Here is a 12,515-nt window from a genome sequence, read left to right as displayed (position 1 = left end):
GGATGGTGCGCGTCTTTGAAGGTTTGCTGTTGTCGGCAAATCGCGTTTTTCGTCTCCTTGCATTGCGATTGTTCCTGATTCTGGCGGCATAGACCGCTACGATGGCCTGCGCGCTGTCGTCACAACGTCATGACGCGTTGCTGTAATGCCGCCCATGACAAGGAGATTGCATGTTCAATGTCTTCAGTTTTGATCTGGCCCATTTCGTCCAGTCGCTCGTCGCCCTCGTCGTGGCGTTTGTCCTTGGCACCGTGATTGGTTATGAGCGCCAGTTCCGCCAGCGTACCGCCGGCCTGCGCACCAACACGCTGGTTGCGGTCGCATCGGCTGCGTTTGTCGATATGGCGTTCCGGATCAGCGGGCCGGATGGCGCCATCCGCGTCGCGTCTTATGTGGTGTCTGGTGTCGGTTTTCTGGGCGCTGGCGCCATCATGAAAGAAGGCGTCAATGTACGCGGCCTTAATACCGCGGCCACCTTGTGGGGCTCGGCCGCCGTCGGCGCGGCTGCCGGTGTACGCCAGCTCGATGCCGCTTTGCTCAGCGCAGTGCTGGTGCTGTCGGCCAATACGCTGTTACGCCCGCTGGTGAACGCCATCAACCGGCAGCCGATCAGCGATCGCAGCAGCGAACTGACCTGGCAGTTGCATGTGGTGGTCGATGGCGACCAGCAAAAGCACGCGCTGGCCCTGATCGACGCCCTGCTTGATCAAGCCCAGTACCCGCTCAGCGATATGGATATCGAGCCCTTTGGTGACGATGATGTCGAGCTGACCGCCACCCTGCTGGCAACCTCGGCCAACTCTGAAGAACTGGAGCGGATTGCCAAAAAGCTGTCCAACCAGCCCTATATCAAACAGGCGTTCTGGAACTCCAGTTCCATGGAGTAAAACGGCGTCCGCCAGCACCAGAAAAGAAAAAACCGCCTCAAGGGCGGTTTTTTCTTTTACAGCACACGGACTGAAACGGCTTAACCCACCACGCGGGCAATGGCACGCTCCACGCGGGCCAGGCCTTCCGCGATATCCGCATCCGGCATCACCAGCGACGGCGCAAAGCGCAGCACATCCGGGCCTGCCATCAGGATCATGGCGCCTTCTTCGACCGACAGATTGAGCACGTCACGGGCACGGCCCTTGTACTGGTCGGTCAGTTCTGCGCCAATCAACAGCCCCAGACCGCGTACTTCTTTGAAGATCGGGTAACGCTGGCCGATTTCGGTCAGCTTGCTGCGAATCAGCTCTGCCTTGGCAGCCACACCAGCCAGCACGGCCGGATCGGTAATGACATCCATGACGGCACCGGCAACAGCGCACGCCAGCGGGTTGCCGCCGTACGTGGTGCCATGGGTGCCGACGGCCAGGTGTCGGGCCAGGTTTTCTGTTGTCAGCATGGCGCCGATCGGGAAACCGCCGCCCAGACCCTTGGCGGTAGAAAGAATATCCGGCGTCACGCCGTAGTGCTGGTAGGCAAACAGCTGGCCGGAGCGGCCGTTACCGCTTTGCACTTCATCAAAAATCAGGAAGGCATTGTGTTTGTCGCACAGCTCGCGGATGGCCTGCAAAAATGCCTTGTCAGCCGGCGTTACACCGCCTTCGCCCTGGATCGGCTCGATGATCACGCAAGCGGTGTCGTCATCAATCAACGCTTTGAAGGAATCCAGATCGTTGAAATCAAAGTGGAAAATGCCTTCCGGCTTGGGGCCGAAGCCATCGGAATACTTGGTCTGGCCGCCGACGCAAACGGTGAAAAAGGTACGGCCGTGGAACGAGTTGTACGCCGCCAGCACCTTGTTCTTCTTTTCGCCAAAGCGCTCAATGGCCGCGCGGCGCGCCAGCTTGAGCGCCGCTTCGTTGGCTTCTGCACCCGAATTACAGAAGAACACGCGCTCGGCAAAGGTGTTGTCGACCAGCTTTTTGGCCAGCGCCAGCGCAGGCTCGTTGGTGAACACGTTAGACAGATGCCACAGCTTGCTGCCTTGCTCATGCAGCGCCTTGACCAGCGCCGGATGGCAATGGCCCAGCGAGTTCACCGCAATACCGCCACCAAAGTCGATGTATTCACGACCGGCCTGATCCCACACGCGGCTACCTTCACCACGCACCGGCACAAATGCGGCGGGCGAGTAGTTGGGGACCATGTATTGGTCAAAATCGGCTCTGGTAAAAGACATTGCAGTTCCTTTTTGCGTGATTCGGATAAAAGCCGGGCCGTGGGCACGCCCGTCACTGTTTATTCTAACTGCCATGACGCAAAGCAAAAACCATTAATTCACGTGAGGCGTGAGGCGTGAGGCGTGCAGTGTGTGTGTCTGGCTTGCCGGGCGTAACGATTCTTGTGCCATATCGCCCGGAGATTGCCGCGATAGGTGTGTCTGACTGTCTGGTTTCGTCCTGACGCGTGTGCGAGAGCGCTTTGAACGCGATGATGCCAGCGATAAAAAACGGGGCCGTAGCCCCGTTTTTTGCGGTTGCGTTGCCAACGCTTACTTGATCACGGCTTTTTCGCCGGCCAGCAGCAACCAGGTCTCGATCACCGTATCCGGGTTCAGCGAGATGGTCTCAATCTCCTGCTCAACCAGCCATTGCGCCAGATCCGGGTGATCCGACGGGCCCTGACCGCAGATGCCGACATACTTGCCCCGGGCGCGGCAGGCCTTGATCGCCATCGACAACATGGCTTTCACGGCCTCGTTGCGCTCATCGAACGAGGCCGATACCGGGCCGCCAGAGTCGCGGTCAATGCCCAGCGTCAGCTGCGTCATGTCGTTAGAGCCGATCGAGAAGCCGTCGAAATAATCCAGGAAACGGTCTGCCAGCACGGCGTTGGACGGGATCTCGCACATCATGATCACGCGCAGGCCGTTCTCGCCACGCTTGAGGCCGTTTTCGGCCAGCAGGTCGATCACCTTTTCCGCTTCGGCCAGCGTGCGCACAAACGGGATCATCAGTTCCACGTTGGTGAGGCCCATGACATCACGCACTTTTTTGGCAGCGCGGCATTCCAGCTCGAAACAGTCGCGGAACGACGGGTCAATGTAGCGCGAGGCACCCCGGAAACCCAGCATGGGGTTTTCTTCGTGCGGTTCGTACTGCGGGCCGCCCAGCAAGTTGGCGTATTCGTTGGACTTGAAGTCCGACAGGCGCACGATCACCTTGCGCGGCCAGAAGGCGGCGGCCAGTGTGGCGATACCTTCAGCAATCTTGTCGACGTAAAAATCCACCGCAGAGCGGTAACCGGCAATGCGCTCTTCTACCTTGGCCTTCAGGCCCGGCTCCAGGTTCGGGTACGCCAGCAAGGCTTTCGGGTGCACACCGATCATGCGGTTGATGATGAATTCCAGCCGCGCCAGACCCACGCCTTCATTGGGCAACTGGCAGAATTCGAACGCCAGTTCCGGGTTGCCGACGTTCATCATCAGCTTCACCGGCGACTTGGGCATTTGCGCCAGCGAGACATCAACGCGCTCGAACTTGAGCAACCCCTGGTAAACGTAGCCGCTATCGCCTTCGGCGCAGGAGACGGTGACTTCATCGCCTTCACGCAGCACCTGGGTGGCATCGCCACAGCCGACCACGGCCGGAATGCCCAGTTCGCGCGCAATGATGGCAGCGTGGCAAGTCCGCCCGCCCCGATTGGTCACAATCGCGGCAGCACGCTTCATCACCGGTTCCCAGTCCGGGTCGGTCATGTCCGAGACCAGAATGTCGCCCGGCTGCACGCGGTCCATTTCAGTCACATCACGGATGATCCGCACCTTGCCAGCACCAATCTTCTGGCCAATAGCGCGGCCTTCAGTCAGCACCGTGCTGCGTTCCTGCATGCGGAACTTGGTCAGCTTGTCGGCGGCCTGTTCTTGCGATTTCACGGTTTCCGGGCGCGCTTGCAGGATGTACAACTTGCCGTCGACGCCGTCACGGCCCCACTCGATATCCATCGGGCGGCCATAGTGTTGTTCAATGGTGAGCGCGTACTGCGCCAGTTCTTCCACTTCGGCATCCGTCACCGAGAACGCGCGGCGTTCGGCCGGATCAACCTCGACAGTACGCACGGACTTGCCGGCGACCGCCTCGGTGTTGAATTCCATCTTGATGGCCTTGCCACCCAGATGCTTGCGCACAATCGCCGGGCGGCCGGCTTGCAGCGTTGGCTTGTGCACGTAGAACTCATCCGGGTTCACCGCGCCCTGCACCACGGTTTCACCCAGACCATAAGAGGCGGTCACGAACACCACCTGGTCGAACCCGGTTTCGGTGTCGATCGAGAACATCACCCCGGCAGCGCCCTTGTCGGAACGCACCATGCGCTGAACCCCCGCCGACAGTGCCACCAGCTTGTGATCAAAACCTTTGTGCACGCGGTAAGAGATCGCCCGGTCGTTGTAGAGCGAAGCGAACACTTCCTTGATTGCATGCAGGATGTTCTCGAAGCCCTGAATGTTGAGGAAGGTCTCTTGCTGGCCGGCAAACGAGGCATCCGGCAAATCTTCTGCGGTGGCCGACGAGCGCACGGCGACGGTCACGTTGTCGCCCAGTCTGGCGTAGTGTTCAGCGATTTCGTCTTCCAGCGCTTTGGGGAACGGCGTGGCAACAATCCACTCGCGAATCTGCTTGCCGACCGTGGCCAGCGCCTTGACGTTGTCGACATCCAGCCCTTCAAGCGCGGCGTCGATGCGGCCGGCAAGGCCCTCATGCGCCAGGAACTGACGGTACGCATCTGCCGTTGTGGCAAAACCACCAGGCACACGCACGCCTTTGCCGGCCAGTTGGGAGATCATTTCCCCCAGGGATGCGTTCTTGCCGCCAACCTGTTCAACCTGATGCATGCGCAGTTGTGCAAAGTCGATCACTTGCGCGTTGCCGGTTGCGGTGACGTCGTGGTTCGGAGTGGCGTTCATCAGCGGACCTCGTCAGAATGTTGCGTTGCAGAATGGATTGCTCTCATTCTAGGCTGGGGCAAACGGGCGCATAGTTGGCGAAATCCTTTACGGGAAAATCCCGCATCGGGAAAGCCCCAACTCTCGCCAATAGTCTGATTTATATTGAGATTATGTTACGTGTGCGCGATATGAACTATCACAATTGTGTATGTCAATTGCAATACCTGGCACACAGTTGTCGCCCAAACGGCGCGTTTAGGGGTTTCGGCAATATGCCACTTTGCTAACTCATTTATGCTGGATAAATTTAACTTTCTGACATGACGGCCCTACGGAGCTGCTGAACCATGCCGCGTACCGCGTTTTTTGTCTCAGACCGCACCGGGATTACCGCAGAAATGCTCGGGCATTCGCTGCTGACGCAATTTGATGACGTCAATTTCCGCCGCATTGCCCTGCCGTTTATCGATACGCCGGAAAAGGCGCATGAAGCGGCCGCCCGCATTCGCGAGCAGGCCGCTGCCGATCAATGCCGCCCGATTGTTTTTACCACCATGGTGGATGAATCGCTGCGCAAGATTACCCATGTGCCAGAGGCGCTGACGCTGGATTTCTTTGAAATCTTTATCAGTCCGCTGGAACAGGAATTGGGGCGCGAATCCTCGCATACCGTTGGCCGTTCGCACGGTATTTCCAATTTTGAAGAATACAAAACGCGGATTGACGCCGTTAATTTTGCCATTAGCCATGACGACGGCGTAATGCCGCGCGATTTGAACGAAGCCGACATTATCCTGATTGGCGTTTCACGCTCGGCCAAAACCCCCACTTGTCTGTATCTGGCGCTGCAATACGGTATCAAGGCTGCCAATTACCCGCTGACACCGGAAGACTTTGGCGCGCATACCCTGCCGCGCTTGTTGCTGCCGTATCGCACCAAACTGTTCGGGCTGACGATTGACCCTGACCGCCTGGCGCAAATCCGCGAAGAACGCAAACCGGGCAGCCGCTACGCCGCGCTGGATAACTGCCAGTTCGAGGTGTCCGAGGCCGAAGCGCTGATGCGCCATGTCGGCGTCCCGTATCTGAGTTCGACCACGCGTTCGATTGAAGAACTGGCCACCACCATCATGCATCGCACCGGTCTGACGCGACGCACTTTCTGATCCGTAACGCAGCAGCTTTGGGTAGCTTCATGATCCGCACCGCTTTTTTCGTCTCTGGCCGTACCGCTATCACCGCAGAAATGCTGGGGCACAGCCTGATTACGCAGTTTGATGACGTGAGTTTTCGCCGCATCGTGCTGCCATTTATTGATACCGAGGAAAAAGCACTGCAAGCCGTGGCGCAGATCAAGGCGCAGGCCGAGGCCGATCAGTGCCGGCCGGTGGTGTTTTCCACGTTTATCAGCGAAAACCTGCGTCAGCTGTTTGTGATGGAAGAAGCACTGACGCTGGATTTTTTCGAGACCTTTATCGGCCCGCTGGAAAAAGAACTGGAGCGCCAGTCCAGCCACACCGCCGGCAAAGTGCACGCCATTACCAACTTTGAAGAATACAAAGACCGGATCGACGCGGTGAATTTCGCCACCACGCATGACGACGGGGGCATGGCAAAGAACCTGCAGGATGCGGACGTGATCCTGGTGGGTGTGTCGCGCGCGGGCAAAACGCCCACGTGTCTGTATCTGGCACTGCAATACGGCATCAAGGCCGCCAACTACCCGTTCACGCCGGAAGACTTTGCCGATCACCGCTTGCCCAAGCCGCTGCACCCGTTTCGCAACAAGTTGATCGGCATCACCATTGAGCCGGCGCGCTTGTCGCAGATCCGCCAGTCACGCAAGCCGGATAGCCAGTACGCGCAGCTGTCTACCTGCGAGCAGGAAGTGGCGCTGGCAGAAAGCCTGATGCAACACGAAAACATTCCGTTCCTGAACACCACACGCCTGTCGATTGAAGAGTTGTCGACCACCATCATGGTCAAGGCCGGGCTCAAACGACGTTGTTATTAGTTTGCGCGGCAAGGCCAGCGTGTGTCTGCACAGGTGCCAGCGCATCAGGCGGGCCGCGGCTTCGCAAGGGTGCTGCGGCGCCAGTTTGCAACCCCTCCGCCTGTCGCCCCTTGCCAACCTTTCAGCAAACGACATCAACAACTTCCGTGGCTGCGCCAGAGGCGGTACACTCTCGCCTTTGAACGTCCGGCCCGTAGCCATTTATGTCCCGATCCCGTAGCGAAGCCTCTGCTTTTGAATTCAAGAATATCGGGCTCAAACTGCTGACCTTTGTGCCAGCCACCACCGATATCACCGCCCTGGAAGCCGCATTGGCAGCCAAGCTGGGCGGCCGGGATCACATGCTCACTGGCGACCAGCTTGCCATTGATTTCAACCAGTTACCGCAAACCCCCAGCACCGCCGAAGTGACGGCCATGATCAATGTGCTGCGCCAGTTCAGCCTGCAGCCTATTGGCGCGTATGGCGGCAATGAGGCCCAGCAGATCGCCGCGCGTGAAGCCGGCCTGGTGGTGCTGTCCGATGAAGGCGTCAGCCTGCCCGCGGCGGCCCCTGCACCAGCGCCTGCTGCGCCGGTAGTGGCCGAGCGTACGCCGACCATGATCATCACCCGCCCGGTGCGTACCGGCCAGCAGGTGTATGCCAAAGATGCCGACCTGATCGTGATGGCGCTGGTTTCCAATGGCGCCGAAGTCATCGCCGACGGCAACATCCACGTGTATGCGCCGTTACGCGGCCGTGCGCTGGCTGGTGCCCGTGGTGATGCCAATGCCCGTATTTTCACCACCTGCATGGAAGCGGAGCTTGTTTCCATTGCCGGTGTCTATCGCACGCTGGACGAATCACTGCCGGCCTCGCTCAAATCGAAGCCGGCACAAGTGTTGCTAAACGAAGACAAACTCGTGATTGAAACACTGACGCTGTCGTAGGCAAAGCCAGCAACTTATATACATGTACAGTCGGCATATCGACTGCATCACTGACCGAATCCAGACCTACAGGGGATTTTTTGTGGCCAAAATCATTGTTGTCACCTCCGGCAAGGGCGGCGTGGGTAAAACCACCACCAGCGCCAGCTTTGCATCCGGGCTTGCGTTGCGCGGTTTCAAGACTGCCGTGATCGATTTTGACGTGGGCCTGCGTAACCTTGACCTGATCATGGGTTGCGAGCGCCGTGTGGTGTATGACTTCGTCAACGTCATTCAGGGTGAAGCCACCCTGCGCCAGGCGCTGATCAAGGACAAGAACTGCGACAACCTGTTCATCCTGCCGGCCTCGCAAACCCGCGACAAGGAAGCGCTGTCCAAAGAAGGCGTGGAAAAAGTCCTGAAAGAACTGACCCACGACGGTTTTGACTACATTATCTGCGACAGCCCGGCCGGTATCGAAACCGGTGCTTTCCTGGCGCTGTACTTTGCTGATGAAGCCATTGTCACAACCAACCCGGAAGTCTCTTCGGTGCGTGACTCTGACCGCATCATCGGTATTCTGGACGCCAAGTCCAGAAAGGCCGAAGAAGGCGGTTCGGTCAAGACGCACCTGTTGATCACCCGTTACTCACCCAAGCGCGTGGATAGCGGCGAGATGCTGTCGCTGGATGACGTGCAACACCTCTTGCGCATTTCGCTGATCGGGGTGATTCCGGAATCGGAAACCGTGCTGCAGGCCTCCAACGCGGGTACACCGGCCATTCACAACGAAGGCACGGATGTTTCGGAGGCCTACAAGGACGTCGTCGCCCGTTTCCTGGGCGAAGACAAGCCGCTGCGTTTCATTGAAGTACCGAAGCAGCCGTTCTGGAAGCGGTTGTTCGGAGGTTAAGCCATGTCGATCCTGAGCTATTTCTTTGGCGAGAAGAAAAAAACCGCCAACGTGGCGCGAGAGCGTCTGCAAATCATTCTGGCGCATGAACGCGCCGGCCGTGATGCGCCGGACTATCTGCCCCAGTTGCAAAAAGAGTTGATCGACGTCATCTCCAAATATGTCGCCATCAACGCCGATGACATCAAGGTACAACTCGAAAAGAAAGATGATTTCGAGGTACTGGAAGTGAACATCGTATTGCCTGAACCCGCACGCCGCTAAACATCTTGCGTGCGACAGGAATAAAATAAGTCACAGTCATGTGACCGGCAGAGAGGCGATCGCCTCTCTTGTCTTTTGCACAGCCCGCAAACCGGCTGTGCCGCTGTGGGAATACACACTATGTCAGTAGCGATCCGAACACCGGAAGAAATCGAAAAAATGCGCGTGGCCGGCCGGCTGGGCGCAGAGCTGCTCGATTTCATCACCCCGCACGTCCAGCCCGGTGTCACCACCGAAGAGCTGGACCGCCTGTGCCACGACTATATGCTCAACGTGCAGCACACCATTCCCGCGCCGCTGGGTTATCAGCCGCCCGGCTACACGCCGTACCCGAAGTCGATCTGCACCTCGGTCAACAACGTGATCTGCCACGGTATTCCCAACGACAAACCGTTGAAAAACGGCGACACCGTAAACATTGACGTGACCGTGATCAAAGACGGTTACCACGGCGACAACAGCCGCATGTTCATGGTGGGCGACAAGGTGCCGGCCCACGCCAGACGCCTGGCGCAAGTCACCTTTGACAGCATGTGGATCGGTATCGAACAGATCAAGCCGGGCGCGCATCTGGGCGATATCGGTGAAGCCATCCAGCGTTACGCCGAAAAAGCCGGTTACTCTGTGGTGCGCGAGTTCTGCGGCCACGGCATTGGCGATCATTTCCATGAAGATCCGCAGGTCTTGCACTATGGCAAAGCGGGGACGGGTATCGAGCTCAAACCGGGCATGATCTTTACCGTGGAACCGATGATCAACGCCGGCAAGCGCGAAATCCGCGCCATGCCCGATGGCTGGACCATCGTGACCAAGGACCGTTCGCTGTCTGCCCAGTATGAGCACACCGTGCTGGTCACTGAAACCGGTTATGAGATCCTGACCATGTCGGCCGGCGTGCAACCCAAGCCCGAAAAATACCTGCTCGGATAACCGGAACATCCATGACCGCCCTGCGCTCAGTCGTTGCCCTGCGAGAACACCACGCGGCCCAGAAAGCCGAACTACACCGCAAATTCAGCGATCCGGCCAAAGCCGCGCCGCTGTTGCAGGCACTGGCGCACCTGACTGACCGCACGCTCATCGAGCTGTGGGACCGGCATGGTTTTGAAGCAGACATGCTGCTGGTGGCGGTGGGCGGTTACGGCCGCGGCGAGTTGTATCCGTATTCGGATATCGACTTGCTGATGCTGCTGCCCGACCAGCCCTCGCCCGCCTTGCTGGAAAAGCTGGAAATCTTTATCGGCGAGTTGTGGGACATCGGCCTGGAAGTGGGCCACAGCGTGCGCACCCTGCCCGACTGCCTGGCCGAGGCGGAAAAAGACATCACCGTACAAACGGCCCTGCTGGAATCCCGCTGCCTGACGGGTGACCAGCAGCGCTTTGCCGAATTCCGCCATACGGTGTACCAGCACATTGATCCCAAAGAGTTTTTTGACGCCAAGCTGCTGGAACAACAAGCGCGCTATGCGCGTTTCCAGAACGCGACGTACAAGCTTGAACCCAACGTCAAGGAAGCGCCGGGCGGCCTGAGAGACTTGCATCTGATCGGCTGGATCGGCGCGGCGCTGGGCCTGGGCAACAACTGGCGCAAGCTGGCCGCGCTGGGCATGCTCACGCATGAAGAAAGCCAGAAGCTGCGCCGGGCAGAGCGCGTGTTGCGTTGCATCCGCATCCAGTTGCACTGGACGGCCAAACGCCACGAAGACCGTATCCTGTTCGACTACCAGAACCCGATGGCTGCGGATTTTGGTTACGTCGACAACCAGAAACAGCGCGCCAGCGAACAATTGATGGCGCAGTACTATCTGGCTGCGCGCATTGTCACGCAGCTCACGCCGCTGCTGGTGCGGGCCTTGCGCACACAGATCTTTTCGCAGATCGGGGTTGAAGTCACACCGCTGAACGAGCGCTTCCAGTTGCGCGGCCCGGTGCTGGAAATCACCCGTCCGGATGTGTTCCAGCAAGACCCGTCGGCCATCCTGGAACTGTTCCTTGTTTTCGAGCAGGAAAACTACGCGGCGGATATTGCGCCGGAAACCTTGCGCGCACTGTGGCATGCCCGTGCCCGGATCGACGATGAATTTCGCGCCAATCCGCGCAACAAGGCGTTGTTCATCGACCTCTTCCGGCAGCCAGCCGGACTGACGCGCATCATGCGGCGCATGAACCAGTACGGTGTGCTGGGGCGTTATATTCCCGAGTTCGGCAAGATCGTCGGCCGTATGCAGCATGACCTGTTTCATGTTTACACGGTGGACGAGCACACGCTGATGGTGCTGCGCAACGTGCGGCGTTTTGCCGTTGCCGCATTCACGCACGAATACCCCTTCTGTTCACGCCTGATTGCCGAGTTTGAACGGCCGGAAGCGCTCTATATTGCGGCGCTGTTCCACGACATCGGCAAGGGTCGGGGTGGCGATCACTCTGAACTGGGCGAGAAGATCGCCGCTGAGTTCTGCAATGAACACCCGCTTGATGCGCAGGACCGCAAGCTGATTCCGTGGCTGGTGAAGCATCACCTTGTCATGTCGTCATTCGCGCAAAAGCGTGACGTGTACGATCCGGAAGTGGTGGAAGAATTTGCCAATCTGGTGGGCGATCAACGCCATCTGGTCGCGCTCTATCTGCTGACCGTGGCCGACATCCGCGGCACCAGCCCGAAAGTGTGGAACGCCTGGAAAGCCAAGCTGCTGGAAGACCTGTACAAAGCCACCCAGCGCTTTCTCAGTGCCCGTAGCGTACCCGTGCAAACCTGGCTGGAAGACCGGCAATCTGAAGCGTTGCGCCTGTTGCGCCTGTACGGGCTGCGTGACGATGCCCATCAGGCCTTCTGGGATCAACTGGACACCATCTACTTCTTGCGTCACGACGCACGTGAGATTGCGTGGCACACACGGCAATTGTTCTCCCGCATTGATACCGATGTCCCGGTGGTGCGCGCCAAATTGTCCGAGTCAGGCGAAGGCCTGCAAGTCATGGTGTACACCAAAGACGCCGCCGACCTGTTTGCCCGCATCTGCGCTTTCTTTGAAAAAGCGGGTTACTCGATCTTTGACGCGCACATTCACACCACCCGGCACGGTTACGCGCTGGACAGTTTTTATGTGTACATCCCGGATCACCAGAAAGATGGCTACCGCGATCTGATCGGTTATGTGGAATATGAACTGGCCAACCAGATTGCCCGCCAGGCACCGTTAACTGCACCGGGCAAAGCGCGGTTGTCGCGGCAACTCAAGCATTTCCCGATCCAGCCCCGCGTGGAAATCAGTGCCGATGAGCGCGGCGGCAAATATCAGGTGTTGTCGATTACCGCCGGCGACCGGACTGGTTTGCTGTCGACCATTGCCGGCATTCTGGCGGCCAACCGGATCGAGATCCAGTCGGCCAAGATCATGACGCTGGGCGAGCGCGCCGAAGATAACTTCCTGATCTCTGGCCAGATTCTGGGCGATGAGCGCGCGGTACGGCACCTGGAAGGCGATCTGCTGGCGGCACTGCAGTTGTAACACTGCGGCGCGTTGCGTCAAACAAAAACAC

At 58.6% G+C, this 12,515-nt stretch carries 10 protein-coding genes; 8 read left to right on the top strand and 2 right to left on the bottom strand.

Features of this window, described 5'->3' with window-relative positions; genetic code table 11:
- Positions 1-170 precede the first annotated feature (170 nt).
- On the top strand, positions 171-887 hold the full coding sequence (locus IEX57_RS03340; RefSeq protein ID WP_188702306.1) for an MgtC/SapB family protein: 717 nt from the start codon (positions 171-173) through the stop codon (positions 885-887).
- A gap of 80 nt (positions 888-967) precedes the next feature.
- Here IEX57_RS03340 and IEX57_RS03335 read toward each other — a convergent pair whose 3' ends face one another.
- Together IEX57_RS03335 and ppsA are read right to left on the bottom strand one after the other, a co-directional pair.
- On the bottom strand, positions 968-2,170 hold the full coding sequence (locus IEX57_RS03335; RefSeq protein WP_188702304.1) for an aspartate aminotransferase family protein: 1,203 nt from the start codon (positions 2,168-2,170) through the stop codon (positions 968-970).
- Between the two features lie 312 nt (positions 2,171-2,482).
- Entirely contained in the window at positions 2,483-4,894 is a 2,412-nt protein-coding gene (ppsA, locus tag IEX57_RS03330) for a phosphoenolpyruvate synthase (protein WP_188702302.1), read from the bottom strand.
- Between the two features lie 329 nt (positions 4,895-5,223).
- On the opposite strand from ppsA, the gene ppsR (IEX57_RS03325) reads away from it, so the two are divergent.
- The 7 genes from ppsR (IEX57_RS03325) (at position 5,224) to IEX57_RS03295 (ending at position 12,484) form a co-directional block, all read left to right on the top strand.
- Positions 5,224-6,042: a posphoenolpyruvate synthetase regulatory kinase/phosphorylase PpsR gene (ppsR, locus tag IEX57_RS03325; RefSeq protein WP_188702300.1), complete on the top strand. Its 819-nt coding sequence runs from the start codon at positions 5,224-5,226 to the stop codon at positions 6,040-6,042.
- A 29-nt stretch (positions 6,043-6,071) separates the two neighbouring features.
- Positions 6,072-6,890 (top strand): posphoenolpyruvate synthetase regulatory kinase/phosphorylase PpsR, encoded by an 819-nt coding sequence (gene ppsR / locus IEX57_RS03320; RefSeq protein WP_188702298.1) that lies wholly within the window; start codon positions 6,072-6,074, stop codon positions 6,888-6,890.
- Positions 6,891-7,093: 203 nt separating this feature from the next.
- Positions 7,094-7,819 carry a septum site-determining protein MinC gene (gene minC / locus IEX57_RS03315; protein WP_188702296.1) on the top strand — a complete coding sequence of 242 codons (726 nt, stop codon included), beginning with the start codon at positions 7,094-7,096 and terminating at the stop codon, positions 7,817-7,819.
- Positions 7,820-7,901: 82 nt separating this feature from the next.
- A complete protein-coding gene (gene minD, locus IEX57_RS03310) occupies positions 7,902-8,711 on the top strand; it encodes a septum site-determining protein MinD (protein WP_188702294.1) in 810 nt (269 codons plus the stop codon).
- A 3-nt stretch (positions 8,712-8,714) separates the two neighbouring features.
- Positions 8,715-8,975: a cell division topological specificity factor MinE gene (minE, locus tag IEX57_RS03305; RefSeq protein ID WP_188702291.1), complete on the top strand. Its 261-nt coding sequence runs from the start codon at positions 8,715-8,717 to the stop codon at positions 8,973-8,975.
- A 120-nt stretch (positions 8,976-9,095) separates the two neighbouring features.
- A complete protein-coding gene (map, locus tag IEX57_RS03300) occupies positions 9,096-9,905 on the top strand; it encodes a type I methionyl aminopeptidase (RefSeq protein WP_188702289.1) in 810 nt (269 codons plus the stop codon).
- Between the two features lie 11 nt (positions 9,906-9,916).
- Complete coding sequence (locus IEX57_RS03295) at positions 9,917-12,484, top strand: [protein-PII] uridylyltransferase (protein WP_188702287.1); 2,568 nt, start codon at positions 9,917-9,919, stop codon at positions 12,482-12,484.
- The last annotated feature ends 31 nt before the right edge of the window (positions 12,485-12,515 follow it).

The organism is Silvimonas iriomotensis (genome assembly GCF_014645535.1).
Lineage (GTDB): Bacteria > Pseudomonadota > Gammaproteobacteria > Burkholderiales > Chitinibacteraceae > Silvimonas > Silvimonas iriomotensis.
The sequence above is the reverse complement of the archived record's forward strand: the minus strand, read 5'-3'. Positions and strand labels throughout refer to the sequence as shown.